Consider the following 16,093-nt stretch of genomic DNA (forward strand, 5'->3'; position numbering starts at 1 on the left):
CGATTTAGTCGCAATGATGGGTCATTAGCTCAGTTGGTAGAGCAGTGGACTTTTAATCCATTGGTCGATGGTTCGAATCCATCATGACCCACCACTTTACATCATCAGCTACATGCGTAGCGCACTTTCAAATATTGAAAGACACCAGTTATGGGTCATTAGCTCAGTTGGTAGAGCAGTGGACTTTTAATCCATTGGTCGATGGTTCGAATCCATCATGACCCACCATCGCCTTTTCTCATTATTACCCCAACTTCTTATAATTAAGCGCACAAGAATCTAGTCGTAGCGCAGACCTTTGCTTCTTTTTAGCGTCATAGTTTCGTATAATTACGGCAATACTTTTGCAATGTAGATGTAGTTTGACCAGTATGGGTATCAGCGAGAATATCATGCCGGAGGATTATATTTTTCCTCCTAAGCCAGCTCCTCTTTCTGATGAGCAGAAACAGCAGCACAAGGCGCGCATTAAACAATTACTGCAAGAAAAAAATGCAGTGTTAGTGGCGCACTATTATACCGATCCAGAGATCCAGGCCCTAGCAGAGGAGACCGGCGGCTGCGTAGCAGACTCGTTGGAGATGGCTCGCTTCGGCGCGCGCCAAGAGAACGCTGATATGATCATCGTAGCGGGTGTGCGTTTTATGGGTGAGACAGCGAAGATCTTAACTCCAGAAAAAACCGTGGTCATGCCCACCTTAGAGGCAACTTGCTCATTGGATGTGGGTTGCCCAATTGATGAATTTAGCCGCTTTTGCGATCAGCACCCTGACCGTAAAGTAGTCGTGTATGCGAATACTTCAACGGCTGTGAAAGCGCGCGCTGACTGGATCGTTACTTCATCGTGTGCGTTAGAAATCGTTGAGCACCTAGACAGCGAAGGCGAGAAGATCATTTGGGGCCCAGATAAGCACCTAGGTAGCTACATTCAAAATCAGACCGGCGCTGATATGATCATGTGGAATGGCGCATGTATTGTTCATGATGAGTTTAAGACTAAAGCGCTCAAAGATATGAAAGCGCTGCACCCTGATGCAGCGGTTTTGGTGCACCCTGAGTCACCTGCTGAGATAGTAGAACTTGCTGATGCCGTAGGCTCCACGAGTCAGCTTATCAAAGCGGCACAAACCATGGACAACAAGAAGTTTATTGTTGCCACCGATCGCGGTATTTTCTATAAAATGCAGCAGCTTTGTCCAGAGAAAGAGTTTTTTGAAGCACCGACCGCAGGTGAGGGCGCAACGTGTAAAAGCTGTGCCCACTGCCCGTGGATGGCCATGAACGGCCTCAAAGCCATTGAGGAAGCGCTCATTGATCCGCAAGGCAAAGAGGTGTTTGTGGACATGGAACTGCGCCAAGGCGCACTGCGCTCGCTTAATCGCATGCTAGACTTCACCGCCGCCATGGCACGCTAACGGTGTTTTACTAACCAGTTGATTTGGTTTTGTTAAAAACACCTTGCAACCCCGGCAGTGATTGCATAGTATATGCGGCGCTGCCAAGGCAGCGAAAAGTGCGGAGAGGTGGCTGAGTGGCTGAAGGCGCACGACTGGAACTCGTGTATACGTTAATAGCGTATCGAGGGTTCGAATCCCTCCCTCTCCGCCATTTTATTTAAGTCACTGTATTTTAAATAAAACTGCATCCCGCATTTTTCGTGCAAAGCTCTGTCACATAACTCTGTCACAAGAGAGACAGAGATGGCACTATCTAAATTATCCTCATATCTATATCAATACAGTAATTCGAAAAATTATTTTTTTCGCATCCGACGCGTCCACTTTCAGAAAATCGGCTACTATCCCCCTGATCGCGGTTATTTCGTTAAATCATTGCAAACGGATCAGCATGATGAAGCGATTTTTCTAGCCGCATTTATCGTTAGAGAGATATTTTCGGAGGTAAGCGACATGGAACGTCGGCATTCTACTGTAATTCAACAGGCAAGCTTCACAGGGATTGAAGAGGCAATGGCTATTGCAAACGCCAAACACCAATTACACAGCTATCTGCATGAGCGTACAGCGCATTATCTGGGAGTAGCAAAAACACTTCTGTATTCTCACTTAGTAGATGGGGAATCCCTTGGTAAATTTCGCGCACCGAGCGAACGAGCCACAGAACGCTATTGCAGCCAGCTAAGTAATAAGCAGGGGCAAATGCATAATCCTATTGCGATGCAGCACGCAGATGGCCTTTATAAAGGTATTCCAGAGGCAAACCAGCCACAACTGAAAACAGAAGCACTGACATTAGATGCTTGGTTTGCTCAGCGCATGATTAAAAGCCTATCCGAACTAGGTAAACGAGTAATGCGCTTCGATGACGAGTTACCGACTGATTTGTCATTGCAACCAAATGACGCTGAGGAGTTCGGTGATCTCGTAAACGGGCTGAGACAGTTTTCAAGAACTGTGAGGCGTGTTGATGATGCAGCACGTGAAAAAAAGGTCAAATACCGCCTGAAAGAGACATATGAGCGCTATGTCAGAGAGAAGCAAGGCAGTGTAGGGAAAAGTTCGCTGGAGCAGTACAAAAAGTCATTTGAGGTGCTCATCGATTATTTAGGTAAAGACTTCGACTTGGCTAGGATGGACACTGAAACAGTTACTGAAATAAAGGTGCATCTTTTAGACATGGTTACAGGTAGAGGGGGCAAGCCAGCAGCCCCCAAAACCCTGAATAAATATCTGATCAACTACAATACTCTGTTCATCTGGTGTAAGAAAAACTTAGATTTTGCAAACGGTGAAGTGTTTAGAGGGAGAATGTTCCCTGAAAATACGTCAGTTAGACCATGGCGACGTCAGTTTGATACAGACGAGCTTCAGGCTATGCTTGAGCATAATATGTCGAGCCGTGAGGCCAAGGGCTTTAAAGAAGCTAGTACATGGTTTACTCGGATCGCAATGTTCACCGGATTGCGATTGAATGAAATTGCCGTTTTGCAAGTGCGAGATGTTCGCTGTACAGATGGTGTTGATTACTTAGATTTGACAGATCATCACCTGAAATCTCAGAGGGCTCGTAGGGTTGTTCCCATCCACAGTAAGCTGATTGCGCTAGGGTTTCTTGAATACGTGAGAAGTATAAAAGAAAATGGTTACTCGCAGCTATTTCCAGAGTTAATTTCTTCTATTGATGTTAAGAAAGAGGATGAACCTGGTGACCCTGTCGGGGATTGGTTTAACCGAACATGCCTGCGTAAAATTGGTATAGATAAAGCAGCTGAGCTGGCAAGAGGGCATATTGTAGATTTTCATTGTTTTCGTACCACAGTAGTCAAACGCTTTAAGCATCAAGGTGTTGATGCGTATATTGTCCGTCAGCTAATGGGGCATGAAGACCCTAATGATGTGACATTTGGCGGTTACGGTGCAGGAGAGTATACCTGCCTTGAAAAGTTAAGCGAAGTAATCGAGTTACTAGCACCTGACGTGGATGTAACCCGCCTCAAAAAGGTTAAGTAGGCTTAGTTTTTGAAATGTGCATGTTGATTATTATTACCAACAGCAATACATGTAAATGATGTTTTTCATTGATTTCGGTCGTAATCAATGAAAAACATTGAAGATAAAAGAGCGTTAACTAGAAGGAACTAGATAAAATGACACCATCAATAATTAATGATGTTCGTACAGTGTTACAGCAAAAAGGTTTAGATGAAATCTACATCAACGAGAAAATGCATGGTTTCGACGGCGTCACAACGAACCTGGAGGCTCTTGCCCGAGCTAGGTTCCTTGATGCTGAGGGTCGAGCGTTGCTCGCCGATAGAACCGTATTTACTGCGCGTGAGCTGGATGGTTTTTTTGAAGTGGCGCGGGCGTTTTCACCACTCATTTAGCCAAGGAAATTCGTACTAGCTCAAGCCTGATCTGACGCACCTAGCTTTTTTACTGTCTGGTTGTCAGATAAGATCTGAGCTAGTACTACAAATGTGTATACTCACTACACAATTTTATCGCTTCGCGAAATTGTACCGTTCGATTTGTGCGTACAATTTACTTATTTAATTAGAGCTAATTAGTCTAAAATGTGCGGTTTAATTGTAAGTTATGCCGCCAACTGCGTATTCAGCTTTTCTATAAATTCTCGCAGGCATTCTGGAGTGTCGGCGTACTGTGATAGCTCAGATATCAGATTTTCTTTGGATAGAGCTAGCCTGACATTTCCCTTGTTGCTAAAAAATTGTGGTTCTTTTGAAGTTAGATCCTGTTTCAGTCGATTTAAAAAAGCCCTAAAGAAATCAAGAGCCTGCTTACCTCTATAATCACTTTTCCAGTTTTCTAAATTTAAGGTTTCTCTTGCTTCTTTTAAAGCCTCAGTACAAATGTCTGCATTGGTTAATTCTGGAAATACGGAAGAAATATCTGAGCTATCGAAACTTCTCTGGACTTCATTAAGGCTTATAGCAACTACTTTATCCGTTTTTAAATTCCTTACATTGATTTTTTTAGGTGACTTGTTATCTCTCATCATTAACCTATGAGCTTTAATCCAATGCATTAAAGGCGATATCTCATGAGAGAATTTATGACTGTGTTGCTCATATAAATTCATTACGTTATGAAAATCAACTTTATAATCACCGAATTCAGAGATCCCAAATTCTGACGTTAAAACTCTTTTGAGTACATCATCAGAAATATAAAAATTTTCAATAGAATAGCATGGGGTCACATATATTCTTTCTTCATCAGGATTACTAAACCAGTCCTCAAAGTCCTTATCAATAAAACAAACATAACTAGAAGTCTTGTAGGACGGGTGATTTTGTATCGTTTGATAGAGTTTTAATACTTCATGTTTCCCACCTGCATCTATTCCTGCCCAATCATGCCCAGTTAATAAGTTATTTAGTCTCCCACAATAGTATTTAGAGTCCTCACCTTCAAAAATGCAGGCTAGTACGTTGTTATCTTTTGCCTTTATTTTTATAAATTCTAAGAACTTAACTGAATAGCTTTGGGAAGCAATCCTTAGCTCTGCCACTCGATCCATGACTATAACTCCTTAATATACCGTGACAGATCAACTGTGTTATCGATAAGCTCGTTTTCAAAAATAAATGGGGAATGGGTTGTAGTGAATAAGAATACACAACGGCCAGAATTTACAATGTCAGGTAATATGGTTTTTTGCCATTCAATAGAGAGTGACAACTCAGGCTCATCAAGGAATATTGCGATATTGTCCTCTTTTTGTAGATAAAGTTTGGCAAACAATGAAATTATTTGCTTTTCACCTGATGATAAAGTTTCTATGTCGACACTTCTGCCGTTTTTTCTCCGAACTATATCTACCGATACATTACTTTCATTGTACTCAAGCTTTTTATCACCTAGATATCTATTACATACATCTGTAAATTCTTGTAAGCACTTATCATTATCTTTTTGCTGTTCGTAGACCTTGAGTAAGTTGGCTAGGAAGTAAATTAGCGGAGTGTGATTTGAAAAAATTTCACCTGAGTCGATTAGATCTAGAATTCTTTGTTTGTATTCTTTTTCTATATTGTCGCCAATTCTATCTAAAACAATTTTAATTGATTCAGGATTTTTTACCGCTGCTTTTTGTGAATCGTCTAAGTTAAAGCCCTCAATTAATTGACTGAGCATTTCACCATTTACTTTCGAGAACCACTCAACAGAGGAATTAACGATTTCTGTAGTTATCTCTTTGATTTTTTTATCAACATCACGCATGCCAAAGTTAATTGAATCATCGATTACGAGATCGTTTTCATCATCGGTGTTTATATCTCTAAAGTCTTGTTCTACGCGTCTATATGTTGGTAAATAAAGAAAGTTGTAATCATTTTTCGAACCAATTTCTTTAAGAGTTTTCCTAACATTGAGAATGTTAAGTTTTTGCTCTTTTTCTTCATCCTCTAATAGCTCTCGCAAGAGATTGATCAGCGCGGCAGCCGGGATTTCAAACTTAGCTCTAGTTAAATTAAAGATTCTACTTCTACGGAATTGATTTATAGGTAAGCTTATATATGCCTCTAAAAGGTCATAAAGTCGATCACTGCCAATAGTTGAACGCAAATGTTGATAAAAGCCGCTTTTTCTAAAAACAGAGGTAGCTAGAGAAAAATCGTCTTTTTTAAGCAAAAACTTAGAATTGTCATCAAATGCAATTTCAATAGATGTAAAGGGGATTTGTCGTAGTTTTGATATGTCACCAGATAATGTTGCATAGAGTGCATTTAGTAAGGTGGTCTTACCGTAACCGTTTTCTGCAACAATTACCTTAATGTTGTTTTCAAATGTGACGTCTATATCACGTTCGCCGTAAAGCTTGCGGATAACAAACCTTGTTAAATTTGCCATGTAACTTCCTATTTGTTAAATTTCGTAGATTCATCATAACAAATACACTATGTCTTTCAATTGATTATAAGAAAGTCATAAATTTTATACTAATCGTGATTTCACGTTACTTCTTTTAATTAATTCACTTCTTAGCTTCTGGTTAGTTCTCGTTAACTCGGCCACCATCCTTTGTAATTTACTACGTTCGTCGTTTTGTGCCTGCTTTAGAGCTGAAACGACCTGTAGCATGCGCTCATGCCATATATTAACTTTTTTAGGGTGAGGTTTTGGAATAGGGGCGTTGATACTTTGTAGGTCTTCCTTAGCGTGATTCAATGCGCTGTAAAACGCTTTTATATCCTCGTGCTGGGCTTTTGAGCCTTTCATGCCTCTATGCAGTCCCAGTTGCTTTACTGAGTCTGCATACGAGTCTTGTAATTTCCTGAGCTTATTGGAGCCGCCAGTAATACCACGTGCATTTAAGGCCCATTCTTGTGTTCCGCATTTTCGAGTTTTTAATTCAAGCGGCACTACCGCAAAATGTAGATGATAATTACTCTCATCTCCGTGAAGGTGAATAGAGATGCACTTATCGCCGAACTCTTGCTTGATCCAGCTAAGGGACGCATTGATCCAATCTTTTAGCTTTTTACTGGCATCGGGTTGGTATTTCCCGTTTTCATCTCGCAGATAGCGAGGGGAGAAGGCGAGGACAAATTCTAGAAGTAGTACACCGTTTTTTCTGAATTTAGAAATTCCACGTTCGGCAATAAGCTCTTGGAATGCTTTATAGGGATCCACAGCACCCTGTAGAACCCTATTATTCGATTTTCGTTTTGGATTTGCATTAGGTGTCGGTCGAGTCCGGCGCCAATGTGCAGACATTGCGGCAATAGCCGCCAGTGATTTTACCTTCTCAACCCTCATAATCGCATAGTTCCTATTCATGGACTTGGCCTTGTCGAAATGGCTTCAAATACCGCTATTGGGTCATAAGAGTTTTTGAGTTTATCCAGTCCTTGTGTGGGCTTATAGCTAAGTGGCAATGGGGTTAAGAGCGTTTCAACGACCGTTTCAGTCATATGAACGTTCATATGCGCTTCAATGCTTGTTATGCCAATAATGGAGTCTTTCAGACCGAATTTATCCGCTGTTTCAATGTCATCCAACTTCACAACAAATTGTTGCTCCATGTGGCTGGCTTCAGGGCTCAATTCAAATACTTCTGTGCATGTAAATACGATGGGAATGTTTGCGATTACGCCAGACAAGCCCGCCAGTTTAAACCACAATTTTGTACCTACGTTGAGCGGGTGGATGGGTAAAGTATCCGGTGAATGCTGGACAATCCCTTTTACCGTCACTTTGCAGTGCAAATCGTTCGCCATAATCTCTGTTCCTTCAATTGCTGTAGTAAATTTGATGATAACAGGGAAGGGAGGACTGGGAGCCTTTAGGTCAAAATAAAACCGATTTGAGGATGTTTCTCCTTATTTTTATGATCTTTTTTGAAATTTTTTTTGCAGTGAAAACATGTGATTAGTAAAACAGTTTGATCTTAGCTTGGTTATATTATGTGACATTTTAACTAACTGAAAAAACTCATTATTCCTATGTGTTATTATTGTGCCTGGTTTGGCAGGAAGCCAACTTTTCTAATCATCCCAAAAGGAATTTCTATGGCAAAAATCTTTACATCATCCACGAAAACTAATCGTGTCGAACGTGAAACTGGGGAACTACTGGAATCAGTAGAAACCACTTATCGAGTGTTGAAAAAGCAACAAGAATTCGTGTATTCAATGTGGTTTGGCAATGCAAAGACAACCGAAGGTTTGAGCGTGACTGAACTACGTTTTCTGTTGGCTCTATCCCCATTTTTAGCCTTTGATACTGGAGAGATTGACCTTTCAACTGTATTACGAAAACGTTTGGCTGAAGAACTTGGAGTTACAATCGCGACGATCAGAAACGTGATTTCGAAGCTTGTAAAGCTGAAGTATTTGCAAAAGATGGAATCAGGCATATTTCGTATCTCACCTTTCCTTTTGTATAAGGGGGACTTAGGTAACCTAATCCCGCTAAGGAAGGAGTTTATGAAACACGCCGCTTAACGTGGTGAGCTATGCTGGGCTAGCCGTCGAGCGGCTGCCCTTAACTACAATAGAAAGAATTATGGGTAACTTGCTGCTTTTTAAAGGAAAAAATTAAGAAGGCGTCATTGGGAGAATGACGCTTCTTTTGTGTCTGAGTGACAATCATTGTGTTTCCCGATGAATTGTCAGTCTGTCACCAAACCTTGTCACTAGCAAAAAATTGGATTAGACTAACATAATTAAATCATAGAGTTATGTGATTGACCTGCAAATGCCCGAGAGTCCCTCCCTCTCCGCCATTAATTCAATACAAATAAGCCCAGCATTATGCTGGGCTTTTTTGTTTCAGTGTCCGGCCGCAAGCTTATTCCCATCTATCAACCTCCACTTTGTAGGTAAGGCTTTTAGCCTTACACAGAGTTTAGTCAGGCTCAAGCCCGACCTACAGGGAGGTTGTGTTGTAGGCAAGGCATTGGCCTTGCGGTTGCCAGGCTCAAGCCAAACCCATAGGGGTTGTTTGTAGACAATGCATTGGCCTTGCGGTTGTCAGGCTAAAGCCCGACTTCCAGGGGATTGTGTTGTAGACAAGGCATTGGCCTTGCGGTTGTCAGGTTAAAGCCAGACCTACAGGGAGGTTGTTTTGTGGGCAAGGCATTGACCTTGCAGTTGTCAGGCTCAAGCCAGACCTACAGGGAGGTTGTGTTGTGGGCAAGGCATTGGCCTTAGCAAAAATGCTGTCAGGCTCAAGCCTGACCTACAGAGAGGTTGTGTTATAGGCAAGGCATTGGCCTTGCGGTTGCCAGGCTCAAGCCAAACCCATAGGGCTTGTTTGTAGACAATGCAATGGCCTTGCTGTTGTCAGGCTCAAGCCAAACCTATGGGGGTTGTGTTGTAGGCAAGGCGTTGGCCTTGCGATTGTCAGGCTAAAGCCCGACCTACAGGGGAGTGTGTTGTAGGTAAGGCAATGGCCTTGCGATTGTCCGGCTCAAGCCCCAACCGACAGAGATACTTGCGCATTGCTGCTCGCGTTACTATTCCCTAATCACACTTTATTTGCTGCTCACCGAGGTGATACACGTTATTAACGGCGACGTAGCCACCTGAGAGAATGGCGGTGGCGGGCAGAAGTATCGGCGTGAGTAATATCCCAGAGAGGGAATAATAAGTGTTCGTCTCTTCAGCTACGTTAACAATGCGCAAAGTCTTCTTGTCTGACGAGAGCTCACATTTGCGCTCTACATAAGGGGTATCGCTGGGCACTACTACGCAGGCGCTAGAGATGATACACAGCGTGGCTACAACGACTGATTTAAGGTATTGCATCGTAGTCCCTTCGATTAAGCTAGTTCATCAGCGACTTCAGCTATTTTTTGCCGTAACCATACGTGGCTAACGTCGCGATGTAATAGCGGCGACCAAATCATATCCAACTCAAAAGGCGCAATGGGGAAAGGCGGCTCTAAAATGGTGAGTCCGGGATCGTCTTTGTAAATTTTTGCGGCTTTGGAGGGCAAGGTGGCAATTAGATTTTGCTCCTTGGCCAAATGAATAGCGACGTGGTAATTACGGGTAAAAGTGGCGATATTTCGATGCTTACCAAAATGTGCTAAGGCTTCGTCCACCCACCCGAGTTTTTGCACATCCTCTGGGTCCATGCCCACGCCCACACCAAAACCGGTTTTGCTAACCCAAATATGGCGGGCATGAAGATAACTGTCGAGGTTAAAGTTATTTAAAATCGGGTTGTCCGATTTGACCAAACACGAGAAGCTGTCTTTCCAGATACGTTTATGATGAAACGATTGAGGCAGTTTTTCAAAACGGTTAAGCGCCATATCAACCTTGCCATTTTCGACATCATGAAAGGTCACATCACTGGGCGTAAGAATATCCAAAGTGGTATCCGGGGCTTCCTCATGTAGCTTACTCAGTAATCGTGGGGCCAAAGTACTGGCTGCGTAGTCACTGGCCATCATGCGAAACACACGCTTACTGCTTTGCGGCTCAAAGTCGCGATTCGGTGCTAGCGTTTCCTCTAACGTCATGAGCACGCCACGGATCACGGGTTGCAGCTCCAGTGCTCGCTCAGTGGGAACCATGCCCTCACTGGTGCGCACCAGCAGCGGATCATTAAGCAAATTTCTTAAGCGTTTTAAACCATTACTCATTGCCGGCTGAGTAATACTCAACTGATTCGCGGCCTTTGTTACATTGCATTCGCGAAGCAAAGTATCAAGATAGACGAGTAGATTTAAATCAATCTTATTTATATTCATTAATTGCTGCCATTTTTATTATTTATGCCTAGTGTAGCTTAAAGGTAGCTAAGAAAACACACTACCAATGATGTATAAAGCGTTGGCACTGTGGGTAGGGATATACCTGTTTATACTCACCTTGAGTGATTTTAGCTTGTGCTTGGCGCCAGTAAGCGGGGTCGAGAAGCTCAGGGTGAGTTGCCAGTAGTGCTTGTTTGTGCACCGGGTTGGGTAATACAAAGGTGCTTAGCTGCTCGGGGAACACATCGTTAGGTGCGACCGACAAAGTGCTTTCTTCGCCGCAGGCATCGTCATGGCCAAGCTCGCGAAACTGCATATCGGTGAGGTACTGCACTTCGTCATAGTCATAAAATACCACGCGGCGATGTTTCGTCACGCCAAAGTTTTTTAATAACATATCACCGGGAAAGATATTGGCGGCAATCATATCTTTGAGTGCTTGGCCGTATTCATCAATGGCTTGTGCGGCTTTAGTACTATCCACTTCTTGCAAGTATAAGTTCAACGGCGTCATACGGCGCTCAATATACAAATGCTTGATGATGAGCATGTCGCCTTCAATACGAATAGAGTTGGCAATACTCGCCTTAAACACCTCAAGTAGTGGCGCGCTAAAGCAGCTCAAAGGTAAAGCAACATCTGAATATTCCAAGGTGTCCGCCATGCGGCCAACACGGTCATGACGCTTAACCAACTGGTAGCGCTCGAGCACTGTTTTACGGCCAAAGGGTTTGCTTGAGCCAAAGCGATCACGGATCACTTTAAACACATAGGGAAACGAGGGCAGGGTAAATACCATCATCACCATGCCGGGGGTGCCGGCGGCCAATTCAAACTGCTCATGGGCATGACCCATATGCTCGAGTAACTCGCGGTAGAATTCTGTCTTACCTTGCTTATGAAAGCCAATGGCATTGTAGAGCTCGGCTTTGGTTTTACCGGGCATCAACTGATTGAGAAAGTGTACCAGCGCCGAAGGAGCATGAGTTTGCACCATAAAATAAGCACGGGCAAAGCCAAAAATGACCCGCATTTGCGACGAACGAGTCAGCAAGGCATCAATATACAGGCCCTTGTTACCATCATGAAGCACGGCGATGACAAAGGGTTGCGTGCCTGTTTGCGAAACCACACGGCCAACAATATAGGCGGCCTGGCCGCGATAAAAGGGCGCTTGTAAAATATCAAAGCGCATTTGATAACTTTGCACATGGGTCTCGGGCGCTTGTTTGATAAAGGCTTTCACTAATAAACGAATGTCTCTATCGAGATTGGCAAACGCACAGCCAAATTCAAATTGCGTAATGATTTTGCGAATAGTCGGCTTAAGCCCCTCGGTGACCGGAAAATAACTACGGTATTCAGCTTCCACTGGGAGCGCGGGAGCATCTGCAAGCGTGGCTTGCACAAAGATAAAGTTATTATGGTAATACTTGCGATGGAACAAGCGACAAAATACCGAGTTATAAAAGGTTTCGGCCAGCTCTGCTTGGGGGTGAAAAGTGAGGAAAGCGCGGTAACATTCTTTGGTTTGGGTCCATAAACTGGCCTGCTCAGCCGGGTCACCGACGCAATCGCGAAGCTGCGCTACAGTCTCATTCACGCGTTTGTCGTAGTAACTAATACGCTTACTGGCGATGGCGCGCATTTGGCTCCAATCGCGCTCAGCAAAAGCCGCAGGAGCCTGAGCTGTTATTGATTGAAACAACTGATAGTGATGGTGAAAGCCATCAAGAATGCGTTGCGCTACGGCCTGTGCTTGCACTGGGATCCCTCTTAGAGTAGAAGCTCTAAACTAGACTATGCCAAGGGCAAGCTATGGTGCAAGCCTTATTGATATTTTTTTAACGACTTTTCTAACTGCGCCAAACGCTTTTCCGTTTGCTTAATGCGTTCGTTGTAGCGTTGCTCAATCCCCTTGATGTTAGCATTAACTTCTTTTTTCAGGGCTTTGCGCTCATCATCAGACATTAAGCGTTCTAAACGTTGTTCTTCGGCGAGTGTTTTAGCGCTACGTTCACGTTTTAAAATAACCAGCCGGTGTTTAGTTGAACGTAACTGCAGTTCGATATTATCTCGGCGCTGTTCTAGCTGTAGCTCGGTAAGTTGCTTCGAAAAGTTGTTATCAAGCGGCTTAATTTCGACATTAGAGTGACGCACTTCATGCTCTTGTGCCTGCTCATCACAGGGAAACTGGCTAAACGTCGTGCCATTTTTTGTCTCGCATTTATAGTAAACGGTATTAGCCGTAGCCTGTGTAGCGGCGGCCGCACACATTGCCAAGGCAGTGGCAATAACTCTTTTCTTTGTCACTTTGATACCCCTGATCAGACCTCATTCATTTTTTAATATAGATGAACTAAAAATGAATGTCACTAAAGCAATACTAAGGTATGAAAAAGGTTCAATCAGTCACGCTCAGCAGTACCTACTGAGCGTTGAATTTCTTCAGCTGTTTTAAGCCTTGAATAAGGAAGGGAATATCAAGCTGTTGATCAACGCCAAAGCCCTCGGTGGCAGAAATATGTTTATAACTACCGTCGCTGTTGAGCAGCGTAATGCGGTCTTTACGCATGGCAATAAATACGCCCTGCGAGTAATTGATATTCGCCATGGCGTCAGTGTGAGTCAGGCTGTTAGCGATAAGGGCGGCGCGAGCTAACTCATCGCAGCCCCAATATTCGCTCAGCACTGTGGCGATAATATCTTGTGGTTGGGCAATGAGCGTACTCTGTTGTAGCTGAGGGTCATTGCTCCATAGCTGTGAAATAGCGGTGATACGAGAAGGGTGCTCAGCCTCCAGAGCAAAGGCAAACACCTTACGTTGGCCATCAAGTGGTGCGGTATGATCCTGATCGATGCGCACTCGAGGCGACGGATCGCTGTGGATAAAACGGTAGGCATCGATATTGGTATCGAAGGTGATAGGCGTGCGACGCCACAGAGGGTCAATACTGTCTTTAGTGAGACTCTGACGGTAGTAGCTAGGCAGCCCATACACTAAATTGAACAATGCATCTTGCTTGGCAACCGGGTGTAGTAGCTTTGCTGCAGGTTGCAGTGCAGGGTTTGCAGCAACAAACTCAGCCAGTTGCTGGGTGGACGAGAACACCCGAATATCGACTTGCGGCGCATCGGCGTCAAGTTCACAGCTCGGTAAGGTTGCGGGCATGACAAAACTAACAGTTGGGCCATTAACATTGACCTGGCGTGCTTGCTCATATTGCTCAAGATCTAATAAATCGTTTTTTGCCAGTAGCGACTTGGCTGTTGTCGGATAAGACAGGGGTAACATATTGTCTTGTTTAGTAATATCAAACTCTAGTGCAGCGTCCGCCCAAATATGAATACTGTGGCTTAGCGCAAAACACAGCACCAACGAAGCGGAGATATATCGGCCAAAACGAAGTCGTTTTAACTGCGCTAGGTGATGCCAAGCATAATTACTTATCAGCAACTGATAGGCGAGTATCATCAAAATTAGGGCGCTCACCAACAAGGTCGACAACGCGGGCGTGTTGGTTACGTTGCGCCAAAATAACGATAAGATCTCCCCCAGTGCACTGTAATTTAGATGATACCCGAGGTTGTAATACACGAACGCATCGACCGCCAGTAGCGTCATACCTGCCGTGGCAAGTACCGAGGCCATACCGCGAATATGTCTGGGATAGGGGAAGATAAGTGACAGTGGGAAAATAGTCAGCACAAAGGCTAAAAAGGTAATAAAGGCGGTGTGGCTGAGCCACGTAACCACCATATAAACACTGCCAATAGCTGTTGTTGGGGCGGCATCAGCAAAGAGGTAGGCAAGGCTAATAACCAGCGCAAGACCAATATTCGCCAAGGTAAACCAATGGCCCCAAGCAAGAAGCTGACTCGCTTTTGAGGCGAATTGATTTTGCGCAGATAAGTTCATTACCTTACTTTACCGAGTCGGCAAGGGCGTTGGCAAAGTTTTGTGCAACTGAGGCCCTTTTTGCTTCGGGCACATGCTCTTTAATAATATGCGTGATAGTATTGCCCAAACACATCAGGCTTAAATCTACCGGCGCCTTCTTTTCGGCAAGGACAGCAACTAGCTGGTCGACAAGTTGTTCTACTTCTTCATTAGTATATTTAGATAACGCTGGCATCGGTGGATTTCATACTGATTATATATTCTTGTATTTTAACACCGCAGGAGTGAAAAACAAAGATGAGCACTGAGGTTAAAAAGCTGGTTGTGCACTACGTCGACAAAGAAGACGACAGTACCCAAATTCATTTGCGCAACGATGAAATGCCAATTAATGATCGTGTAAACGTGTTTATTGAACAGCTCCACCATGCTTATAACGGCAAACCTGGAAAAGGCTTTTGCGCCTTCAGCCCTGAGAAAAGCAGTGTGGTTGCCAGCAGTATGCAAAGTTATCGAAATAACGAGTTGGGATTTTGGCAGGTTACCGAGCAAGCGGCGAGTGTGCTAAAAGAAGAGCTTGATAAATACGCTTTCAATGAAAGTGGTTATTTAGTTTTTTGCCATTATCAATATGTCGCCAGTGACTATATTTTAATCGCGCTTATTAATATTAAAGAGCATTATACTATTACCTCCGAGCTTGATTTGGCGGCGTCTCGCCATTTAGATATTACTCGCATGCAATTGGCAGCGCGTATTGACCTTGCCGCGTGGGATACACAGCCCGAGGATAATCGCTATATCTCCTTTATTAAAGGTCGCGCTGGGCGCAAAGTGGCCGACTTCTTTTTAGACTTTTTAGGGTGCGAAGAGGGCATTGATCCGAAGCAGCAAAGTCGCTCTATGCTTAGCGCCGTAGAAGACTACTTAAGCGAGCAAGAGCTAGATAAAGAAGAAAAAGATGAGCGCCGTCGCGAGGTGTTTGACTACTGTAGCGACAGAATCAGTAGTGGTGAAGATGCCAATATTGAAGACATAGGGCGCGCTATCAGCAAAGATGATGAGCAAAGCTTTAACAGCTTCTACGAGCAGCAAAGCTATGATTTGGCTGAATCTTTCCCGGTGGATAAAAAGACCGTGACCGGCATGGTTAAACTCTCGGGCATGGGTGGCGGTGTGAGTGTTGGGTTTGAGCGCAAGCATCTAGGCGAGCGAGTGATTTATGACCCAGTCAACGATACCTTGACTATCAAGGGCGTGCCGCCAAATTTAAAAGACCAACTTGATCAGCTCGCTGATGAGTCTTAGTACTATACAGTGGGGTTAACATCCACTGGTAACTAAGCGTTATAGAGATACAAAAAAGCCGCTGTGAAAACAGCGGCTTTTTTTATGATGGTTGACCCGTCCTAAATAGCGTTGACACTTTTCAAACTTAATTTGGAGAGTGTAATGAAATCAAATAGCAAACGAACTCAACGAGATTATTCCCTCGCT

15 protein-coding genes and 3 tRNA genes are annotated in these 16,093 nt (G+C 43.8%); 8 read left to right on the plus strand and 10 right to left on the minus strand.

The features are described 5' to 3' along the window. Positions 1-18: 18 nt before the first annotated feature. The 6 genes from MHM93_RS18940 to MHM93_RS18965 all read left to right on the plus strand — a co-directional run bounded on the left by MHM93_RS18940 (position 19) and on the right by MHM93_RS18965 (position 3,847). Positions 19-94: transfer RNA gene (locus MHM93_RS18940), tRNA-Lys, on the plus strand. A 58-nt stretch (positions 95-152) separates the two neighbouring features. Continuing rightward, positions 153-228: transfer RNA gene (locus MHM93_RS18945), tRNA-Lys, on the plus strand. 143 nt (positions 229-371) lie between these two features. After that, positions 372-1,415, plus strand: a complete 1,044-nt coding sequence (gene nadA, locus MHM93_RS18950; protein ID WP_138547550.1) for a quinolinate synthase NadA — start codon at positions 372-374, stop codon at positions 1,413-1,415. A gap of 102 nt (positions 1,416-1,517) precedes the next feature. Then, positions 1,518-1,608, plus strand: a tRNA-Ser gene (locus tag MHM93_RS18955). Positions 1,609-1,700: 92 nt separating this feature from the next. Then, positions 1,701-3,470, plus strand: coding sequence for a site-specific integrase (locus MHM93_RS18960; RefSeq protein WP_239450183.1), 1,770 nt, complete (start codon positions 1,701-1,703; stop codon positions 3,468-3,470). A 137-nt stretch (positions 3,471-3,607) separates the two neighbouring features. Next, on the plus strand, positions 3,608-3,847 hold the full coding sequence (locus MHM93_RS18965; RefSeq protein WP_239450184.1) for a hypothetical protein: 240 nt from the start codon (positions 3,608-3,610) through the stop codon (positions 3,845-3,847). A 209-nt stretch (positions 3,848-4,056) separates the two neighbouring features. Here the strand turns inward: MHM93_RS18965 and MHM93_RS18970 are convergent, their stop codons facing one another. The 4 genes from MHM93_RS18970 to MHM93_RS18985 form a co-directional block, all read right to left on the minus strand. Beyond that, positions 4,057-5,004, minus strand: a complete 948-nt coding sequence (locus MHM93_RS18970) for a DUF4435 domain-containing protein (protein ID WP_239450185.1) — start codon at positions 5,002-5,004, stop codon at positions 4,057-4,059. 2 nt (positions 5,005-5,006) lie between these two features. Further along, on the minus strand, positions 5,007-6,338 hold the full coding sequence (locus MHM93_RS18975) for an AAA family ATPase (RefSeq protein WP_239450186.1): 1,332 nt from the start codon (positions 6,336-6,338) through the stop codon (positions 5,007-5,009). 84 nt (positions 6,339-6,422) lie between these two features. Beyond that, complete coding sequence (gene mobV, locus MHM93_RS18980) at positions 6,423-7,268, minus strand: MobV family relaxase (protein WP_239450187.1); 846 nt, start codon at positions 7,266-7,268, stop codon at positions 6,423-6,425. Continuing rightward, positions 7,265-7,708 carry a hypothetical protein gene (locus MHM93_RS18985; protein ID WP_239450188.1) on the minus strand — a complete coding sequence of 148 codons (444 nt, stop codon included), beginning with the start codon at positions 7,706-7,708 and terminating at the stop codon, positions 7,265-7,267. Before MHM93_RS18985 ends, mobV begins: the two co-directional genes overlap by 4 nt. Positions 7,709-7,999: 291 nt before the next feature. Here MHM93_RS18985 and MHM93_RS18990 point away from each other — a divergent pair, with 291 nt between their 5' ends. After that, positions 8,000-8,434, plus strand: a complete 435-nt coding sequence (locus MHM93_RS18990; protein WP_239450189.1) for a replication/maintenance protein RepL — start codon at positions 8,000-8,002, stop codon at positions 8,432-8,434. A gap of 1,020 nt (positions 8,435-9,454) precedes the next feature. Here MHM93_RS18990 and MHM93_RS18995 read toward each other — a convergent pair. The 6 genes from MHM93_RS18995 to MHM93_RS19020 all read right to left on the minus strand — a co-directional run bounded on the left by MHM93_RS18995 (position 9,455) and on the right by MHM93_RS19020 (position 14,831). Beyond that, on the minus strand, positions 9,455-9,739 hold the full coding sequence (locus MHM93_RS18995) for a hypothetical protein (protein WP_239450190.1): 285 nt from the start codon (positions 9,737-9,739) through the stop codon (positions 9,455-9,457). Positions 9,740-9,753: 14 nt separating this feature from the next. After that, entirely contained in the window at positions 9,754-10,692 is a 939-nt protein-coding gene (locus MHM93_RS19000; RefSeq protein ID WP_022945972.1) for a LysR family transcriptional regulator, read from the minus strand. 61 nt (positions 10,693-10,753) lie between these two features. Continuing rightward, the gene (aceK, locus tag MHM93_RS19005) at positions 10,754-12,460 is read right to left on the minus strand and encodes a bifunctional isocitrate dehydrogenase kinase/phosphatase (protein WP_022945971.1); all 1,707 of its coding nucleotides are present in this window, start codon (positions 12,458-12,460) and stop codon (positions 10,754-10,756) included. 65 nt (positions 12,461-12,525) lie between these two features. Beyond that, on the minus strand, positions 12,526-13,008 hold the full coding sequence (locus tag MHM93_RS19010; RefSeq protein WP_130147574.1) for a DUF4124 domain-containing protein: 483 nt from the start codon (positions 13,006-13,008) through the stop codon (positions 12,526-12,528). Positions 13,009-13,123: 115 nt separating this feature from the next. Beyond that, positions 13,124-14,614, minus strand: coding sequence for a DUF3413 domain-containing protein (locus tag MHM93_RS19015; RefSeq protein WP_239450191.1), 1,491 nt, complete (start codon positions 14,612-14,614; stop codon positions 13,124-13,126). 4 nt (positions 14,615-14,618) lie between these two features. Further along, positions 14,619-14,831: a DUF1414 domain-containing protein gene (locus MHM93_RS19020; protein ID WP_022945968.1), complete on the minus strand. Its 213-nt coding sequence runs from the start codon at positions 14,829-14,831 to the stop codon at positions 14,619-14,621. A gap of 62 nt (positions 14,832-14,893) precedes the next feature. Between MHM93_RS19020 and yejK the strand changes: the two genes are divergently transcribed. Further along, entirely contained in the window at positions 14,894-15,904 is a 1,011-nt protein-coding gene (yejK, locus tag MHM93_RS19025; RefSeq protein ID WP_053910909.1) for a nucleoid-associated protein YejK, read from the plus strand. Positions 15,905-16,093 lie beyond the last annotated feature (189 nt).

The sequence above is a fragment of the Pseudoalteromonas sp. MM17-2 genome (genome assembly GCF_022347945.1).
GTDB lineage: Bacteria > Pseudomonadota > Gammaproteobacteria > Enterobacterales > Alteromonadaceae > Pseudoalteromonas > Pseudoalteromonas ruthenica.